The 18,191-nt window shown below is 54.6% G+C and carries 17 protein-coding genes; 7 read left to right on the forward strand and 10 right to left on the reverse strand.

Annotation, left to right across the window (positions count from 1 at the left end; translation table 11 throughout):
* Positions 1-25 precede the first annotated feature (25 nt).
* The 6 genes from RDV48_18630 to RDV48_18655 all read right to left on the reverse strand — a co-directional run bounded on the left by RDV48_18630 (position 26) and on the right by RDV48_18655 (position 8,587).
* A complete protein-coding gene (locus RDV48_18630; protein ID MDQ7824821.1) occupies positions 26-1,210 on the reverse strand; it encodes a serine/threonine-protein kinase in 1,185 nt (394 codons plus the stop codon).
* A gap of 105 nt (positions 1,211-1,315) precedes the next feature.
* Entirely contained in the window at positions 1,316-2,785 is a 1,470-nt protein-coding gene (locus tag RDV48_18635; protein ID MDQ7824822.1) for an MlaD family protein, read from the reverse strand.
* 23 nt (positions 2,786-2,808) lie between these two features.
* Positions 2,809-3,582, reverse strand: coding sequence for an ABC transporter ATP-binding protein (locus RDV48_18640; GenBank protein MDQ7824823.1), 774 nt, complete (start codon positions 3,580-3,582; stop codon positions 2,809-2,811).
* Positions 3,583-3,601: 19 nt separating this feature from the next.
* On the reverse strand, positions 3,602-4,327 hold the full coding sequence (locus RDV48_18645) for an ABC transporter permease (GenBank protein ID MDQ7824824.1): 726 nt from the start codon (positions 4,325-4,327) through the stop codon (positions 3,602-3,604).
* A gap of 105 nt (positions 4,328-4,432) precedes the next feature.
* Positions 4,433-7,162 carry a CHAT domain-containing protein gene (locus RDV48_18650; GenBank protein MDQ7824825.1) on the reverse strand — a complete coding sequence of 910 codons (2,730 nt, stop codon included), beginning with the start codon at positions 7,160-7,162 and terminating at the stop codon, positions 4,433-4,435.
* A gap of 147 nt (positions 7,163-7,309) precedes the next feature.
* Positions 7,310-8,587 (reverse strand): extracellular solute-binding protein, encoded by a 1,278-nt coding sequence (locus RDV48_18655; protein ID MDQ7824826.1) that lies wholly within the window; start codon positions 8,585-8,587, stop codon positions 7,310-7,312.
* 401 nt (positions 8,588-8,988) lie between these two features.
* Between RDV48_18655 and RDV48_18660 the strand changes: the two genes are divergently transcribed.
* Positions 8,989-9,330, forward strand: coding sequence for a histidine triad nucleotide-binding protein (locus tag RDV48_18660; GenBank protein ID MDQ7824827.1), 342 nt, complete (start codon positions 8,989-8,991; stop codon positions 9,328-9,330).
* 86 nt (positions 9,331-9,416) lie between these two features.
* Here the strand turns inward: RDV48_18660 and RDV48_18665 are convergent, their stop codons facing one another.
* Positions 9,417-11,240, reverse strand: a complete 1,824-nt coding sequence (locus tag RDV48_18665; GenBank protein ID MDQ7824828.1) for a hypothetical protein — start codon at positions 11,238-11,240, stop codon at positions 9,417-9,419.
* A 172-nt stretch (positions 11,241-11,412) separates the two neighbouring features.
* On the opposite strand from RDV48_18665, the gene RDV48_18670 reads away from it, so the two are divergent.
* Positions 11,413-12,570, forward strand: coding sequence for an acyl-CoA dehydrogenase family protein (locus RDV48_18670; protein MDQ7824829.1), 1,158 nt, complete (start codon positions 11,413-11,415; stop codon positions 12,568-12,570).
* Positions 12,571-12,572: 2 nt separating this feature from the next.
* On the opposite strand, the gene RDV48_18675 is transcribed toward RDV48_18670, so the two are convergent.
* Positions 12,573-13,145, reverse strand: a complete 573-nt coding sequence (locus tag RDV48_18675; protein MDQ7824830.1) for a BsuPI-related putative proteinase inhibitor — start codon at positions 13,143-13,145, stop codon at positions 12,573-12,575.
* A 94-nt stretch (positions 13,146-13,239) separates the two neighbouring features.
* Here RDV48_18675 and RDV48_18680 point away from each other — a divergent pair, with 94 nt between their 5' ends.
* The 4 genes from RDV48_18680 (at position 13,240) to RDV48_18695 (ending at position 16,889) form a co-directional block, all read left to right on the forward strand.
* On the forward strand, positions 13,240-14,274 hold the full coding sequence (locus RDV48_18680) for a hypothetical protein (protein MDQ7824831.1): 1,035 nt from the start codon (positions 13,240-13,242) through the stop codon (positions 14,272-14,274).
* Between the two features lie 112 nt (positions 14,275-14,386).
* Positions 14,387-14,995: a hypothetical protein gene (locus tag RDV48_18685; protein ID MDQ7824832.1), complete on the forward strand. Its 609-nt coding sequence runs from the start codon at positions 14,387-14,389 to the stop codon at positions 14,993-14,995.
* A 34-nt stretch (positions 14,996-15,029) separates the two neighbouring features.
* The gene (locus RDV48_18690) at positions 15,030-15,653 is read left to right on the forward strand and encodes a hypothetical protein (GenBank protein MDQ7824833.1); all 624 of its coding nucleotides are present in this window, start codon (positions 15,030-15,032) and stop codon (positions 15,651-15,653) included.
* Complete coding sequence (locus RDV48_18695; protein ID MDQ7824834.1) at positions 15,654-16,889, forward strand: radical SAM protein; 1,236 nt, start codon at positions 15,654-15,656, stop codon at positions 16,887-16,889.
* Positions 16,890-16,899: 10 nt separating this feature from the next.
* On the opposite strand, the gene RDV48_18700 is transcribed toward RDV48_18695, so the two are convergent.
* Both RDV48_18700 and RDV48_18705 read right to left on the reverse strand, forming a co-directional pair.
* On the reverse strand, positions 16,900-17,394 hold the full coding sequence (locus RDV48_18700) for a hypothetical protein (GenBank protein MDQ7824835.1): 495 nt from the start codon (positions 17,392-17,394) through the stop codon (positions 16,900-16,902).
* Between the two features lie 38 nt (positions 17,395-17,432).
* Positions 17,433-17,915 carry a hypothetical protein gene (locus tag RDV48_18705; protein MDQ7824836.1) on the reverse strand — a complete coding sequence of 161 codons (483 nt, stop codon included), beginning with the start codon at positions 17,913-17,915 and terminating at the stop codon, positions 17,433-17,435.
* Positions 17,916-17,980: 65 nt separating this feature from the next.
* On the opposite strand from RDV48_18705, the gene RDV48_18710 reads away from it, so the two are divergent.
* The coding region (locus RDV48_18710) for a hypothetical protein (GenBank protein MDQ7824837.1) at positions 17,981-18,191 on the forward strand (211 nt) is incomplete at its 3' end.

Below are 18,191 nucleotides of genomic sequence, written 5' to 3' on the forward strand. Positions count from 1 at the left end.
GAAAAATCCCCACGAGCCCGCTCGTCTACATAATCTGCCAGTTGGCATTCTTGAATTCCTCGTAATCGCTCACGAACCTCTCCACAAGGGCCCTCGCTTTCCCCTCTTCTCCCCTCTTGGGGTCAAGGCTCCCCAGGAGCTGCGGGTCAAGAATCCCTTGTTTCTCGTAGAATTCCAGGGTGCGCTCGAGGTCATTCTTCTTGATGATAAGCTCAAAACAGGTGGGGCATGCGAGGGTGATGACCAGATAGTCAAGGTGCTTGGGGAGAAACCTCGTATGGCATTCATTTCCATAGCGGGTGATAATGTCATAAAGAAGGCTGTCAAGCACCTCGGACTTGAATTTCTGCACGGCCGTCACAAAGGCGAATTCCCCATTTTCCTCGTGATCGACGGGATTATAGCCGAGAATCTCTATAAGGGACTGCTGGAACTGCAAGGCGCTCTGGAGGCGCTCTTCGGGGTTCCACATGAGCGCATGGGTGATAAGTTCTTCAAGGCGCTCCGAGACCGTGACGCCGAAGTCGGCAAAGGCGGCAAAGACAAAGTCATCGGGACGCTTCCCGGAGAGAAGCTCATGCATGGCAGCGCCCAGCGCGTAAATATCGGAACGGAGTTCGGGCTTCCCTGCCTGCTGCTCGGGAGGCGCATACCCCGGCGTGCCGATCCAGTACCCCTCCTGGGGATTGGTGACACGGGCAATGCCGAAATCAATGAGGAGAATCCTTGAGTCCCTGGTGCGCTGAAGGAGGTTTGACGGCTTTATGTCGCGGTGGGCAAAGGGGGTGTCAAGACCGTGAATATATTTCAATGCCTCGCAGACCTCGATGGCGATCCTGAGCACCCGATCCTCGGGGAGGCCCGGCGTTCCCTCGGCGTGAAGAATAGTCGAGAGATCCTTCCCTTCTATATACTCCATCACGAAATAGAAGGAATTCCTCTCCAGAAAGTGGTCTGTCACCTGGGGTATGTTGGGGTGCCGCAGGTGGCCCAGAACCTGGATCTCCGAAAGGAACCTGTCGATGGCCGATGAGCGCTCGCCCGAATCGGTGAAGCTGTCAAGCATCTGCTTCACCGCGCATATCCTGTTGCCCATCTTGGCATCTTCCGCCTGGTACACGGCCCCCATGCCGCCAGACTTGATGAGCTTCACTATCTTGTAACGGCTGTCGAGAACCTCCCCCGGAGAAAGCCATTTATCCTCAAGCACCGAATTCCTCCAACACTAGTCCTCTTCAAGAGAAGGCCCCTCGGGGCTTTTCTCCCTTTCCGGGTTCTCCAGATTGAGAATTCTCCCCCCGGCAGAAAACCCCTTTTAAAATCTTTTTCCCACACCGATCACACCGTATTTGGCGTCAAAGGCATCGCGGACACCGCCAGTGATGTAAAAGCCTTCGTCGATGAGCACCTTGCCAAGGACGTCCACTTTCACCTTGTTGGGGTCATAGGCATCCAGGTTGAGCTCGAAATTCCTGCCCAGGAAGGCATCGGTGCCAAGCCCCGCCGCCGAGCGGACTATGCCTATGCGGGGGCGGAAGCTTTTATAGGTCTGGCCATACTGGAGGTTGAAATAATTCGCGTTCCCGATGTCCTCGACGCCGACCTTCATAGTGTGGCGGGCCTTGGGGAGAAGGAAGAGGTTCGCGTTCCCGCAGGAGCGCCCCGTGGTGGTGTTCCACTGCATATCGGTGTCGAGCTGGAGCAGCTTCAGCTTTTCACCCTCTCCTATTCCAAGGGTGGCCCGGACGCGCTTTATGAGGTCCTTGGCGCCCTCGACGGTCTGCCGCGCTTCCCTGATAGTGGCCTTCACATCCTCCTTCAACTTGGGATCATTGGTGATGGACCGCACATCTTCGGCAATGCCTTCTATCTCCTCGGAGGCATTCGCGATATTATCGAGGGTCTTGAGGATATTCCCGCCGAACTTCTCGTTGGTCACAAGATCCTTGACCGCTTTCATGGAGACGTTCAGGTTGTGTGAGGTCTCGTTGAGGTTCTTCACTATCTGGTTGATGCTCCCCTCGTTGGTGACGGCCATCCTTTTGAGCGTTGCGGTGAAGCCTCTCACGTCACCGCCGACGCTCCTTATCTCAGTGTCCACGTTTTTCAGAACCACGCCGGCCTGATCGACAATGCCGACAGTCCGCGAGGCGAGCTGATCGATGACCGTGTCGATGCGGGCACTTGCTTTCTTGATGTTGCCGGTGATAGCCTTGAAATTTGAGACCGTATCCTTGATGTCACGCTGCACCTTTGAGTCACCCACAATGCCGTTGAAGTTGTCAACAGCCTTCTGAAGCTCAGTGAGGGTGGACTGCCCCTGGACAATTAGATCGTCAAGCGTGACAGGCGACTGGCCCACCACATAGGGCTCATCCCAGGGCTTGGGGCTCTTGTCATTGCAGGGCTTGAACTTGTCACCCTGGCGGGGGAGAATCTCAAGCCACTTGTCACCCATGAAGGTGCTGGAGATCGTAAAGAGCGAAGTCGTGGAAAGGATTTCATTCCTGTCCCTTATATAGATTTTCACGCGGACCTTGTCAAGAAACTCCTTCTTTTCACCCTCGCCTGCAATGATGCTGATGCTCGTGACCCTCCCGATGTCCACACCGGCTTTTCTTACCGGGGCGCCCACCTGGAGTCCCGATACGTTGTTGAAGACCACGTAGTAGGGGACACCGACCTCCCTGTTCTTCCAGTAGCTCAATTGCGACATCACGAGCCCGAACATCACCAGGGCAAGCACTACAATCATGCCGACTTTCGCAGCTGGACTTACTTCCATGATAAAACCCCCTTTACAAATCCTTACATCTTGATGGGACCGTCGGGACTTCCCTCGATAAACTGCCTCGTGACGGGATTGGCGGAGTTCCTGAAGGTCTCGACCGTTCCCATCTCGACGAATTCCCCCTCGTGGAGGAGCACTATCTTGTCGCCTATTGAATAGGCACTTGTGAGATCGTGGGTCACCACGATGGATGTCACGTTGAGGCTCCGCTTCAGACTGTTCACCAGCTCGTTGATGACGCTTGACATGATGGGATCAAGACCCGAAGTGGGCTCATCATAAAGCACAAGTTCGGGGTTGGTGACGACTGCCCTCGCGATGCTGGCCCTTTTCTGCATGCCGCCTGAGAGCTGCGAGGGAAACATGTTCTCCGTCCCGGCAAGATCGACTATGGCAAGCTTCTCAGCCACCTCGCGCCTTATCTCCTCCTCGGCGAGCTTGGTATGCTCCCGGAGGCCGAAGGCCACGTTCTCCAGGATGGTGAGGGAGTCAAAAAGAGCTGGAGACTGGAAGACCATGCCCAGCTTTTTTCTGATCTTGTTGAGATTGCGGATGGGAAGGTTCAGAATCTCCTCTCCATTGATGTAAATCTCGCCATCCTGAGGCTTGAGAAGCCCTATGATGCACTTGATAAGAGTGCTCTTGCCCATGCCTGAGATACCCATCACCACGAGCGTCTCTCCCTTGTTGAGCGTCACGTTCACGTAGTTGAGGATAGTCCTTGTTCCCCGCTTCACGAGCAGATCCTTGATGACAAGAAAGGGAAGCTGCTCCTTCACATCCTGCGCCATATTCCACCTGTTTTTTCGGCTATATCGGCGGGAAAAGCCAAGCCGAGAGAAAATAATTTGTAATAAAAATCACTATCATGGAAAAGACCACCGATCCCGTCGTCGCTATGCCCACTCCCGCGGCTCCCCCCTTCGTGGTGAGGCCCTGGTAGCAGCTTATCATAGCCACCTCGGCGGCAAAAAAGAGGGACTTGTGAATCCCCCCCCAGAAATCGTTCATGTTCACCATCATGCGGATACTGTCATAGAACATCGTGGGCGTGATGCCTGCAAGAAGGCTTGCCACGACTGATCCCCCCAGCACCCCGGCAATATTCGCAAAAAGGGTGAGGATGGGTAACATGGTGAGGCAGGCTATGAAGCGGGGAACCACAAGGTACTTTACGGGGCTTGTAGCCATCGCCTCAAGAGCGTCTATCTGCTCGGTAACCTTCATCGAACCTATCTCTGCCGTAATTGCTGACCCCGCTCTTCCTGCAACGACTATCGCCGTGAGCATGGGGGCAAACTCCCTCGCCATCGATATCCCCACGCCGCCGCCCACGAACTTGGCAAGGCCGTAGCGGACGGCTAAATTGGCAAGCTGAAGCGATATGACGGCGCCGGCAAAGCAGGTGGTAATGGCCACGATAAAAATGGAGTTCACCCCGAGAATCGCCATCTGCTGTACCGTGAGCCTGAGGCGGATATCGAGTCTCAGGATCCAGAACAGAGTCTCGATGAAGAGGGTCATCACACCCCCCACGTACTCCAAAAACCTTATAATACCAATGCCTATGTCTTCTAGAAAGCTCATCATAAGAGAGTAACAGTTCTACACTCCATGGGCATTTCCTCCTCCCCGGAAAAGTCAGTACCCGTAAAGCACAAAGGATTCACTGAAGAAGGGGAGCGGGAGAGATTTCCTGGTCTCCTGCCGCGCTCTCCTGAGGGCCTCATGAGGATTGCGCAAAGCCGCGAGCTCACGGTAAAAAGCGAGCATGAAGTCCCGCCTCGCACGGTCCGGAAGCTCCCAGAAGGAGAAGAGGAGAAGAGGCGTTCCCCCCGAGAGGAAACTTCCATAAAGGGCGCCCATTTCACTTCCCCCATAGGCTCCCCCCGTGACCACCTTCCCCCTGTCCAGGACCGCCAGGGTGGAGAGCAAGGGGCACGCGGCCAGCTCTTCCAGGGTGGCAAGATAAGAAGGGAAGCAGAGCGAAGAGTCAAGGGGCGAGAGGGAGGAGACCCGGGCAGGCACCGAAAGGTGTACTATGGAGGAGCGGGACGCCACGTCAGCAAGCTCCCGGAAGCTTTTTCCCCCCCGGGGAGACTCCTTCACGGCAAAAAGTCCTCTTAAGCCATCCCGGAAGGCATCCGTCGGGTCGCAGAGAAAAAGGCTGTCGTACGAGCCATAGATCCTCCTGAGCGACAGGGGGGCAAGGAGCGTCGCCGAGGGAAGGGATGAGATGGTGAATCTGTCGCCAAGCCTGGTGCCCCTTCTGTCGCAGAGAAGCGAAAAGGGGAGGGCGGAAAGGGCACCGTGGGCGATGATGAGGAGATGCCTTTTCCCTTCCAGGTGCTGCCTTGCAGGATCGATGAGGCGGGAATAGAGATCTGTCGCCACGCCGCTCCAGAGATGGGAATGGCCGGCGACTCTGCTGCTGAGCACCGCCACCTTCGCCGCCACGTCGCCTCCCTTTGTCTCAAGCTCATAGGAGCAGAAAAGATCCCTCGCCACGACAAACAGGACCAGGGAGCCTTCGCTCCCCCCGGGCCCCGTCACCGCCATATAAGAGAGAATCACTGTCTCTTCGTCTATGAGGCCTTCAAGCTCAGGAATAGTGACAGGTTTGCCGCTCACGAAATAGTGATAGGCGCCCGCCATGCCTGCGCTAAGGGCGGCAAGCCTTCCCTCCTCGCTTTTCTTCGCCGCGGCAAGGGCTTCAATGTCGCCGGCGCTCGCGGGAAGGGGCCACTCCCAGTGGCGCTCCAGAGCCTTCTCTATCCCGTAAAGACGGCAGAGGGACCTGTTCAGCTCCGGGGATGACTGAAACGATGACTCGGGGAACAGGGAAAAACTGCGCCACCATTCCATAAGGTGGCCATTCTTGACACGCTCAGAGGCAATAAAGGCTCCCTGGGAGTCATTGTCTCTCAGTGCCGCCCCAGCAAGCCCCTGTCCCGCCCTCTCCAGAAGTAATGATCGCTCCTTGAGAGACACCGTGCCCTGGAATGCAGGGAAGGAGATCCTCTCAAGTGATGCGTCATAATTCCCGCCTGCTTCCTTCCATTTCCTCAAGCCCATGGATGTTTCGCCAAGAACCAGGGCGGCCCGCGCCAGCAGGAAATCATAGGGCCCGCCCCTCTCACAGACTTCCATGGAGAGCTCCCGGGCTTTCCTTGCATCCTTGAGAAGAAGGCATCTCTCGCTTTGCGCCACCCTGAGGGAGTCAATATAAAGCTCCGGGCAGAGGGGAAGGGTTTTGCAGAGCTTCTCCGACTCCTCAATGAGGGTGCCTGCCTCGGCAGCATGGTCCGGGGAGAGGAGGGCGTCGATCCTTGCAAGCCTCACGGCGAGAATTCTCCGCGCTTTGAGGTTGCCGCGGGACAAGGCATGCCTTATGTCCCTCTCGGGGGCCTCGGTGACCGTCACCTCAAGGGGGAGCGCTTCAGGGGCAAGCTCGCCGCTCACCGTGGAAAGCCACTGGCGGAGACGATCCAGAGGGGAGAGCTCAACGGCGCTCTCGGCGCCGAGGTAAAAGGGCCTGGCATCGCTGCCGAGGCCCGCAGCAATCCTCCCCTGAAGGAGAAGGATAAGATAGTCATATTCATCGTTCAGCTCCAGGAGCCACCACGTGAAATAGAGGGCTTTTCTCCTGTCGAAGGCTCCCATGCCACAGATAAGCTCCGCGGCAGCCGATGGCTCTATCCCTGAGAGCTTCATGAGCTCCTTATGAAAGAAACGATAACAGGGAAGGGAGGCAATGCGGCAGGCCTCGTCAAAACGGCCCTCTCTTATGAGGATTTTCAGCCTCATGAGATGCGCCTTTCTCATTACATTGGCAATATAAAATGAAGTTCCACCTTTAAGCTCACCTTGTTCCAGTGCCCGCGCTATTTCAGGAGAGGACAGGCTTTTTTCTTCGATGGCGACAAGATTTTGAAGGGCTTTTCTCACGTCACCGCAAGCCAGGGAGAGCTCAGAAAGCCCAAGGAGCGCATCAAGGTTCACTTCAATTGCTCCCTTTCCGTCAATCACCTGGCGGTACAAGCGGAGAGCCTCATCGGGCCGGGAATCGAGGCGGTAACAGGTGGCAGACCAGAAAGAAAGGAGGACCTTCATCTCCATCATTTCAGCAGCGCTTAAAGCCCCCGCGGCCTCAAGATCGCTTATGGTGGCAAGGCTCTTTTCAAAGACTGCGGCAGCCTCCTGGAAACGCTCCTGCGATCTGAAGGCAAGACCGTAGTCATTGTTCGCCTCTATCCTCTCTATCAGGGCGGCGGGAGAGGGATGAGAAGCCGCCTCTGCCATGGCGGGGACGACAGGGAAAAGATATGCCGCGAAGAGCAGTGCCAGAAGAACCATTATTTTTTTCCTCATGGTGACGGCTTTGTCTCCTTGTATCCTGAAGTGACGGGGACAGGTTCTTTTTCCCTGACGGCGAGCGTTCCTGAATGAAAAGATGCTATAAAAAAGGGAGAACTGTCCGGGACAATTCTCCCTTTTATACCCTCTTTCAGTGAATCCCTACCTCATCGAGGAAACATTCCCTTTGCCTGCCTCCTGGCGGATCATGATATTTGCCCTTCCGGCGGCCTTGTTGAGGGCGTCCTGAACGGTGACCCTGCCGGAAAGCGCTTCCAGGATCTTCTCGCCCAGATCACCCATAATCACTTCGTAATTGCGCATGCCGGGCTTGGCGCTTCCCTTTTCCAGCAGGGCGATGAAGGTGCGGATCCCCTTGTTCTTTTCAAGATAGCTGAAATATTCCGGCGAGAGGGTGACCTGCTTGTTCGCCGGGAGATAATGGGTGGCAAGGGACCACTTGGAGGCCTGGGGAAACTCCGTGAGCCAGTAAGTGAAATTCCACATTTTTTCGACGCGCTCGGGGCTCCCCTTGAAAATGGCGATGCTGGTCACCACGATGTCGCCCACGTTCTGGTTTTTGATAGGCCACTTCACCACGCCGAAATTGACGCCTTTCTTTTTGGCCTCTAGATATTCTCTCGTCGAGCCCACCAGCATGGCGACCTTGCTCAGGTCGTCGGGGCGGGAAGGGGCGATGCGGTGCTTGTGAATGATATCCACCCAGAACTGCAGGGCCTTCTGTCCGAACTCACTGTTGTAAGCCACTTTGAGCTCCTCGGGCTTGCAGATATCCCCTCCGGCCTGCCAGAGAAAGATCTGGTAAAGATAGGCGAGCTCCTTCGGCGAGGCCGCCATGGGAAGGTAAAAGCCCCACACTCCCTTGGCGGGATCAGTGAGCTTCTGCCCCATTGCCACAAGGTCGCCCCACGTGACGGGAGGCCTTGTAATCTGCTTGTCCTTGAACATCTCGGGGTTGTACATCAGAGCGTGGTTCACGGCAAAGTAAGGCATTGTCCAGAGCTTCTCACCGACATTACAGCTTTTCCAGAGCGGCTTGAAGGTGTCCATCTTGGCTACAACCCTTATTGATGCAGCTATTTTGAGCATCTGATCTTCTACAGAGACTATCCTGTCGCTCTTTACAAGGTCTTCCTGCCACGATGCATCGACAAGAGCGATATCGGGAGTCTCCTTCCCCTCGAGAAGAGCGGTGTACAGGTCATTAGGTGATTTAAAATTTTTCACTACCACGGTGTACTGAGGTTTTTCCTTGTTGTGCTCCGCGACAAGCTCTGTCATCAGCGTGTGATGCTCCGGCGGGAGGGAGTACCAGAAGGTGAACTTATTGTCCTCTCCCCCCTTTGCCACAGCGGGCCCGGCAGAGAAAAAGATACCCAGAAAGCCTATTATCATCATAATGGCGATTAATTTTTTCATGGTGACCTCTCCCCTTCGCTTATTGGAATTCATACATTGTGCTCCATGCCGCTCTGGCGGCTTTCCGCATGTTCAGAACCCACGGGAGCAGAGAACAAAATTTCGTTAATTATACCAGAAAAACAGGAAAATAGCAAGCAGAGGATAAAAATCCCGGGGCAGAAAGATTCCTTCCCTTTATTTCGCCGCCACTTTATTTTTCCCTCCCCTTGGAGCATCCCAGATCCTCCCTCTCTCCCAGTATCCCCTGAAAAAGCATGCACCTTAAGAAATAGCTGAATAATTAATTTTTTATTCCCCCGGGGGCAACAGCTCTCAAGCCACCCTCCTGGAGGATATTCACGCCCTCGGAAGAACCAGCATAAAAAGATCGGCTCTTACCGGCAAAGGAGGCCTTTACTATGAAATGTATATTCTGCAGCATCATCAAGGGGGAGATCCCCTCGAAGCGCCTTTATGAAGATGACAAGATCGTGTGCTTCCACGATATAAGCCCCCAGGCTCCCGTCCATATCCTCATCGTGCCCAGGAAGCACTTCCCCGACCTGCTGGCAATGTCGGCTGAGGAAGGGGAATACGCGGCCCACCTGATAAAAGCAATCCCCCTTCTTGCGAAAAAGGCCGGCCTGGAGAGCGAGGGATTCCGCCTGGTGAGCAACTGCAAGGAAAAGGCGGGCCAGAGCGTCTTCCACCTGCATTTCCATCTCATGGGGGGGCGATCATTTACCTGGCCGCCCGGGTAGCATAAAAAAGGGATTCCGCCTGGTGGGCAACTGCAGGCATATGGCGGGCCAGAGCGTCTTCCGCCTGCACTTCCATAACATGGCGGTCATTTAACTGGCCGCCCGGGTAGCAGGAAAAGCGTTTCCCCGGGAGTCGAGGCGAGAGGGGGGCCAAGCACCTCCTCAAGAAGGGCGATTGCCTCGTCATAATCAAGCTTCCCCCCGGGGTTTTCCATGGCCTGGAAGAACCTCCTGTGCGCTATCACATACTTGAATCCCTTCAGAGAGAGCTTCCCGGCATCGCACCTGAGTTCCTCAACAGGCACATAGTGCTCTTTTTCCAGGGTAAAGAAGCGGCAGAGAAGGGCATTCTCCTCTATAAAACGCTTGTAGCGACCTGGGTACCTCATCACATCAAACTCGCCAGGGCCGCCGAGCATGGCCTTCCCATGATAAATCTGGTATAAAACCGCGTCATGACAGTAGCCTATCGGCACATTGACAAGGGCAATGGCTCCTTCGCGGGAAATCATGGAATAAAAGGCGGGAGCACAAGGTCTTGACACCTGCACAGGAAGGTACCCTTTCAGAGTGAGTTCTCCTCCGTAGAGCAGCAGAATCAGCGACACAATGCCCCATTTTGCCCCCAGGGGGAGACCTTCCCTTTTCATGAAGCGCGAGAGAGCATAGCCCGTCATGATCACCATTGACAGCACCATGACGCTTTCCATGCGGTAGGGGTAATAGAGCCTTGAAAAGAAAGGGAGATACTTGTAGAAAAGAAGGTAGGGAAGCGGCACAGGACTCCCCAGGGCGGTGACATAGAAGGTGTCTCCCACCTTCATATAGGGACCGAGGGAGATGAGGAAAAAGAAGAGAAAGACCGCTCCCCAGAAACGAGGAGCGCCCTTCATGAACAGAAGGGCCGCAAAGGGGAGGAAAAAAATCGCAAGGACCATGGTGGGAGGCGAGGAAAAGTGCGTCATTGAGAAGGGATTCCTCAGGGATTCCGAGAGAGCCAGGATATATTTGATATTCCCCTCGAAGGCTCCGTTCATCACCGAGTCCCCGGGAGGAAAATCAGTGAAAAAGCGGATACCCGTATCGCTGTCTGAGTGCTTATAGGCGCTCCAGTAAGGGAGAATCACAGGGACAAGCATGAGAGCGGAAAGACACGCCAGGGCGGCGGCTTTTTTCAGAACTCCCCTCTCCTTTGAGGCAAGGAGCCAGCATAAATAAAGGAAAGTGACCATGACAAGGAAAAAGCCGTAAAACCAGTAGAAAAGACAGGAAATGACAAAGGAGAGGGCGGCCAGGAAGAGATCCCTGCGGGTGGCGGTGCCCCTGAAAAAGCGCAGGGCGCACAGCAGGTAAAGCATCATGGGAAATATCATTGACTGGGCGACTCTTCCATGGGAGATCTCGAAGAGCACATAAGGGTTGAGGGCTCCCACAAGCCCGCATATGAAAGAAACGGCGGGGCTGAAGAGAAGAGTGCGGCCCAGGGCATACCCTGAGAGCGCATTGGCAATGATGACCGCCATGCACATGACGTTGAAATAAGCCCACCGGTGAAAAAGAAGCTGGAAAGGGAGAGAGAGAAAAGCATCGGCCATGTTCCCGAGAAGAAGAAGAAGATTGCAGCCATAGGGGTAATAATCAAGGGCGGTGTAAAAAGGGGAGATTCCGGAAGATAAGGCCTTGTGCACGTACCACTGGACCCAGAGGTTTCCCTCGAGATCCTGCATGAGACCAAGCTCACCCACCACATGGGTCCTTATCACAGGGAGAACCGGAGCAATCACTCCCAGCGCACAGACAAGGTAACCTGAGAGGACAAGGAGCAGAATGCCCTTTCCCTCAAGGAAAAAGGCCGATTTCCCCCGGGGACGTGAAAGAGGGCTTTTCTCCACTCTCCCATAGTTTTTCACGGGAGGGCACCTTTCCTTCTTCGCCATGAATCCCCGGACCTCTCGTCACATAAACCCTGCATCATTCCATTCAATGCTCCCCTCCATTTTTTCCCGCTGACAGGATTTTCAGCAGTTTTAGGGAAACAAAGAAAAAAAAATAACCACCCAGAGAGAAAAAGGAGGACTCCACTTGAATTACCATCTTACGGAAGAACAACAGAGAATCCAGCAGGCATTCAGGAAAGTTGCCCAGGAAGTGGCTGCGCCTCTCGCATTGGAGCTCGATGAAAAGGAGGAGTTTCCCTGGAAGGTCATAGAGGCGATGCGCAAAGAGAACCTCATGGGCCTGTTCCTCCCCAGGGAATATGACGGCCTGGGAGGAAGCGTCATGGAGCTCTGCCTCGCCGTCGAGGAGCTCTCGCGGGTCTCGTCGGGAATCGCCATCAGCTTCGCTGCCAACGCCCTGGGAAGCTTCCCCATACTTCTCCATGGAAACGAGGAACAGAAGAAAAAATATCTCACCCCCGTGGCACGGGGTGAAAAAATGGCTGCCTTCGGCCTCACTGAGCCAGAAGCAGGTTCTGATGCCACAGGAATACAGACCACTGCAACAAAAAAGGGGGATTTTTATCTGCTGAGGGGGAACAAGCAGTGGATCACCAATGGCAAGGAAGCGGAGACCTACACCATCTTTGCCTCAACGGACCGATCCAGGGGAGGCCGCGGAATATCGGCCTTCATAGTGGAAAAGGGCTGGGAGGGCTTCACCTTCGGGAGAAAAGAGGAAAAGCTGGGAATACGGTGCTCAACAACCATGAACCTCATCTTCGATGACTGCCCCGTGCCGAAAGAGAACCTCCTCGGCAGGGAGGGACTGGGATTCGTCGTCGCCATGAAGACCCTCGACAAGGCAAGGCCCGGTGTTGCCGCCCAGGGTCTTGGCATTGCCCAGGGTGGGCTTGACGTGCTCCTTGACTATCTTGCGGGCCTGCAGAAGGAACGGGGAGCCCTCCCTGACATCCCCGAGCTCCACAACGAGCTTGGCACCATTGCCACTCTTGTCGAAGCGACAAGGGCCCTCATATATGCCGTAGCCCGATCGGTGGACTCCGGGGACAGGCATGCCTCACGGGACGCCGCCATGGCGAAGCTCTTCGCCTCTGATGTCTCAGTGGAAGTGGCAAACAGGGTGGTGAGCCTCATGGGACTCCTTTCGATCCGCTATGGCCATCCCGCCGAAAGGCTCTTCAGGGATGCGAAGATCACCCAGATATATGAAGGAACCAACGAGATACAGAAAGGGGTTATCGCCCTCGAGATGATCAAGGGCCTCAGAAAGAGGGAGTAACGCTACTTGGTGGCAGTCTCCCCTCTCAGGAAAAGCTTGATCTTGAAATTTTTGGTATCAATGGAGCCCGTGATCCGATATTTTCCTGGGACCACGGGCTTTCCTTCAAAATCGCTCTGATCCCAGATACCGGTGAAGACCTTTTCCCTGCCCCCCTCAATCTTTACGGTGTGGGGCGTATTGACCTGCCCCACCTTTGCCGAGTATTTCCACACATCAAAGGGAATTTTCACAAAGAAAAGATCCTGCTCCCTCTGCACCAGGAAGTCCGCCTCAAGGTTCGTGGGAAACTCAAGATAGACCGGCTTGTCGCTCAGGTTCTTGACGCCGAGCCTGAGCTTTACGTCGTCACCGGCATAATAGACCTCTTTTTCCATCTTCAGCGAAAAGGAGAGATTCCTGACCTTCCTGTCCACCCTCGTGGTGAGCACCGAGCTCTTCACGACAAAATAGCGCAGAGCTCCCATGAATGCGAGGAGAATCACCACGATGAGGATGACAAAGAGGGCTATCTCCTTCCTGGGATCTCTCTCGACCTTTTTGCGGAAACGGAAACGGAAAAAAATCGTTATCACCCTCCCGGGCGGAATTTGCCCCTTGACTATTCAACGAAAATGGATTATATCCTTTACAGGGAGAAGTTTTACCGCTCTCTTCAAGGAGTGATGCATGATGGACATTCACCGCATGGTCAGGGCGGCGCTCATGGCAGCTCTGATGCTCTTGATTACTGCAGGGGGGGCTCAGGCCCTGACCGCAATGGTGATAAGAATAGAAGGCACCAGGATCATACTGAACAAGGGCTCCAATGATTCCCTTGCTCCCGGGCAGGAGTTCTACGTGCACCGCATAGGGAATCCCGTGGGAAAGATAAAGACCGTGCTTGTTGACTCTTTCTCCTCAGAGGCCTCCGTGGTCACCCTTGAGCGTGACCAGACCGTCAGGGTGGGAGATGTGGTCACCACGGAGCCTTTCTCCGTGCCCTATACCCCCCCTCCTCCCGCTCTGAAAAACAATGATACCTGGAAATCGGGAGCCCCCTCGACAGGCGGCGGAGAGTCGCAGGCTTACCTGGACAGGCTGCAGTCCCAGATAAAGGTGGTATCCTTCAAAAGCGGCCCCAAGGGGCAGATGAGAGTGGGCATCGGCGAGGTATCGCTTGCCGTGAACGCGCTGGGCTATCTTTCATATGCCTCCTATGCCGATCCCTGGATGCTTGTCACGGTAGGGTCGGGCCTTTTGAATCAGTACAACACTTCCAAGAAGCTGGGAACGGAATCGGTGGTGACGGTGGCCGTTACTTATTACGATGAAGCTCTCATCGCTTCCCAGGCAAGGTTTTTTGCCTCCAAGGAGGGAATTACCGATGAAGGGCAGATCGCTGAGATAAAAAACGGCCTTGTCCAGCAGATGGGAACCGATACGTCGGCAGTCTTCCACGTCAAGATAATGAACAAGGGGAAGACGGTGCTGCAGCTTGCCCCCTTCAAATGGCACATGTATCTCGTCAATTCCGCCGGGCAGAAAGTCACGGCCTCACGGTACGAGGATTCCCTCGACAAGGGCGTGGGGCCCAACAGCGAAACCCAGGGCTATGTGTACTTTCCCAGGACCGACGAGACAGGATCACAGAACTTTTCGGGAGGATCGGTGAAGATCAAGCTCGAATCGATCCTTGGAGGTCACAAGGAACTTGCCTGGTAGGAGAATTTTCTCCCCATGGCAGTGAGCGGTACTCTTGAAAAAGAGCGGGCTATCATATATAATAGGAGTACCCCCTGAAAAGGGCTTACTTTTGTTTGCACTGAGGTACATTATGGCACACCGTATTCCAGGCAGTCCTCTCACGGTAAAGGCGCGCCTTCACAGACCCGGAGAAGGGAAGAGGAATATACTCCAGGAGATGAGGGACTTCGTCATGCACGGCCTTGTCATGCGGCAGCTTTCCCTGTGGGAGCCCTCGAAAGGCCATGATAGCGCTCCCCTTGTGAAGCTGATGCCCAGCGCTCTTTCAAGCAGGGAGCCCTCACCTGGCGAGAAAATCATCTCCCTTTTCAGCGATCCCCTGGAATATTCATTTACGCAGAGGAGGATGACGGGCTTCATGGCGAAAACCGTGGCATGCCTCCTCCTCTTCGGAAGCATCCTGACCCCGGGCTCCCCCGGGGAAAAAGCGCAGCAAGGCAAAGAAAGCCAGGCCGCCATGAAGCACCAGGCAGAGATCTCTGACTGCCCCCTCAGCTTCCGCTTTGCAGAAAAAGCCTATGCGGCCGTTGACTGCGTTTCAACGAGCGATTCTCATACCTTTGAGCTTGTGAAGAGTCTGAACCATACCAACAGCAGCTATACCCATCAGAATTCGACTCCTCACACAAACTCCCATACGAACAGCAATCCCGGTCCAATGCCCGGTCCCCCCCCCTAATCGGGCACCGACCCATCAGGAAAGGAGCTTTCTCATGAGCTACAAATTTAAGGTCACCCTTCAGAAAAAGGACAGATCCTTCAAGGGCTGCAAAGATTCCCCGGCTCTTGCCTGCATTGAGCGCTTTAAGGCACTCCTCGGCCGGCAGGAGCTGAGAGCCTACTTCATTGAAGAGCGCCAGGAGCAGCCCGTCTTCATAAAGCTCCATTCCACAGTGAGGGAGCCCGGCATTCTTGAGAGGCTTCTTACAAGACTCATGCCGGGATACGAGTTCAGCTTTTTTGAGCGCCCGCTCTGCGGCACACTCCGCCGGGCTTTTGCCACGTCCATGGTGGGCCTTTTTGCCATTGCGAGCTTTATGGGCCTCTCGGCAAAACAGGTGCAGGCCTCGGTGGAAAAAAGCGAGAATCTCCCCGACGTCCAGAAACTCCCCAGGACGCTCCAGAAGACCATGGAGTTTCTCCCTACGGACTGCCCGCCCATAGTGCGCCTTACCAATTGCATTACCACCTCCCAGACCTTTCCCGCCCCTCAGTCGCTTCAGCATGAGTTTGCCCAGTATTCGACTCATACCAACAGTCACTCCAATACCACCTTTTCTCACACCAATACTCCTGCATACCATGTAAACCTTACGCCTGGAGACTCAATCTTCTAAATGGTACTTGAGCTGAGAGGGCCTGTCGTCATATCACTTGAGGTCACTACGCTCTGCAACAGCAACTGCCCCGGGTGCAGCAATGTATTTCCTCATGAGCACTCCGAGAAGCTCCTCACTGCCCCGCAGTGGGATTCGCTCATCAGGAAGCTCTCACCTTATGTGCAGGAGTTCAGGATCACCGGCGGCGAGCCTATTCTCCGGAGCGACCTCTTTGATATCCTGTCCTCCCTCGAGGAAGAAAAAAAGTATTATCATATTTTCACCAACGGCCTCTGGAAAGACGCCGACGCCATGGCCGACAGGTTCCAGAGCTTTGCGCACCTCTCCTCCTTTCTTGTCTCGCTCCATGGCCACACAGGTGAATCGCACCTCAGCTTCGCAGGGAAGGACTCATTCCAGCAAGTTACCGGCACCATAAGGACCCTTGTACAGGCCGGCTTTGAAGTAAATACCAATGCCGTCCTCACTAAGGATAACGCAAAGCATATAGAGGACCTTGTGAACCTCTCCTGCGAGCTGGGGGCAAAAGGAACGGTATTCAACAGGTATATCGGCATCCCACGGGAGGGGGTCAGCGTTTCCGAGGAGGAGCTTCAAGGTGCCCTCGAAAAAATCGATGAGCTCCAGAAGCAGGGTTATAACTGCCTCATCGGGAACTGTGTGCCCTACTGCTTTTTCCCCTCTTCCTCATCAGGGTGCCTCGCCGGCATCACCTTCGGAACGGTAGATCCCTTCGGGAACCTGAGGCCGTGCAACCACTCGCCGAGGATAATCGGGAGCCTTCTCAAGGAGGAAGTCTCGCACCTCTGGAAATCGAAAGCACTGAGAAAATGGAGGGAGCAGCTCCCAAGAGAGTGCAGCCGGTGCATAAAGCTCTCTTACTGTCCCTCGGGCTGCAGGGCCATTGCCGACCTTCTTTCAGAGCCCTGCGATCCCCTCATCAGGGGTCACGTCAAAAAGGAGCGCCTCCCCGAAAAAATACTGGAGATAACCCTTGAGGAAGACCTCTGCCCTTCTCCCCGCTTCATTACGCGCCAGGAGGAATTTGGACTGGCCCTTATCCACCATACGCAGGTTATCCCCGTCTCACACAGGGCAAAGGCCATTATCGAAATGGTAGATGGAAAGACCACCCTCAGGGAAATAGAAAAGAGACACGGCAGCGCGTCTCTTTCTTTTCTCTATTCCCTCTATATAAGGAATTTCATAGACTTCTCAGGCAGCAGGCCCTGAGATGACGCTCTCAGTTCGTTTTCTCCGGCCTGTCCTGGAAAAGATCCTTCTCCAGCATGTCGATGATATTCTGGCCCGGTGCCGCCGCCTCATCAGATGAAAGTCCCATCCTGAGGTTGTCCATATTCTGGTGTATATAGGTCTTCTGCCTCTCGGTGAGCACATTGGCCATCTTTTTCACAATTCCATCGACACTCTTGACGAAAGTCTTGAATTCTTCCTGCTTGGGCCTCATATCACCGATGATCTTCTGGATCTCTGTCTTCTGGCTCTCATTGAGGCTCACATCCTTTGAAGAGCCCAGCATCATCACTCCCATGAGCACGTCATCAAGCGAAAGCCGATCTGTAGTTCTCGGGGCCTCGAAGATAACCAGCACATTGGAGCGGGTCTGCTGCGGCTCCGTCATAACCGCCAGATGGGCATTCTTTACCATGATCCCCAAGGCAAGCGCAACGGCAATAATTATCAGCAGCACTATCAGATACGCATCATTTTTCCCCATGAATAAGCCTCCTCATATAATAATCAGCGTCGTGCGCCTTACTTCTTGTTAAGGGTCTTCTCAAACTGGGTGAGCAACTCGGAGCTTTCCGACCCCGCTCTCCCCATGCGTGCCTGGAACTGTATCATTATTTCTTCCTTGTTCTGGGTGATAAACTTCACCTGTTTTTCCGTGAGCACTTTCAGAATCTTATCCTTGGAGTCATCAATTTCATTGGAGAGTTTCTTATAATCTTGCTGCTTCTGCTTAATCTCGCCAAGGCACGCGAGCATATCCTTTTTCTGCCTGTCATTGAGAGCGTATTCCCTGTCTGCATTGAGCACCATCGTGCCGGAGATCAACTGGTTGATGGTGAGATCGGGCTGCTTGAGCTTGGGGTGGATAAAAATATTCACCACATTCGCCTTTTCTCCCTTTCTTGTGACCACTGCCCTTGGAGGGCGCTGGGTCACGATGACAGAGCCTAGAAATGTCGCCAATATGATTAGAATGATAATCACCAGGGCATCTTTTTTTTCCATAGGTACTAACCTCCTCAACACCACGAAACACTAATGAACTTCCGCCGGGGTCACTTATTCAATGAATGCCTCTCCCTGCCTTACGCATACAGGGAGAGGCTTCCACATCAAAGGCCATCGGGCCTTTACCTCATTCCTTACCGGCCGCCACGACCGCCGCCGCCGCCACCACGGTTACCGCCACCCATCTGGCCGCCACCGCCGCCGCCAGGACCCATCATGCCGCCGCCACCGCCGCCGCCGGGGCCCATCATGCCGCCACCGCCGCCGCCGCCG

Source organism: Candidatus Eremiobacterota bacterium (genome assembly GCA_031082125.1).
In the GTDB taxonomy this organism is placed as follows: domain Bacteria; phylum Vulcanimicrobiota; class CADAWZ01; order CADAWZ01; family Ess09-12; genus Ess09-12.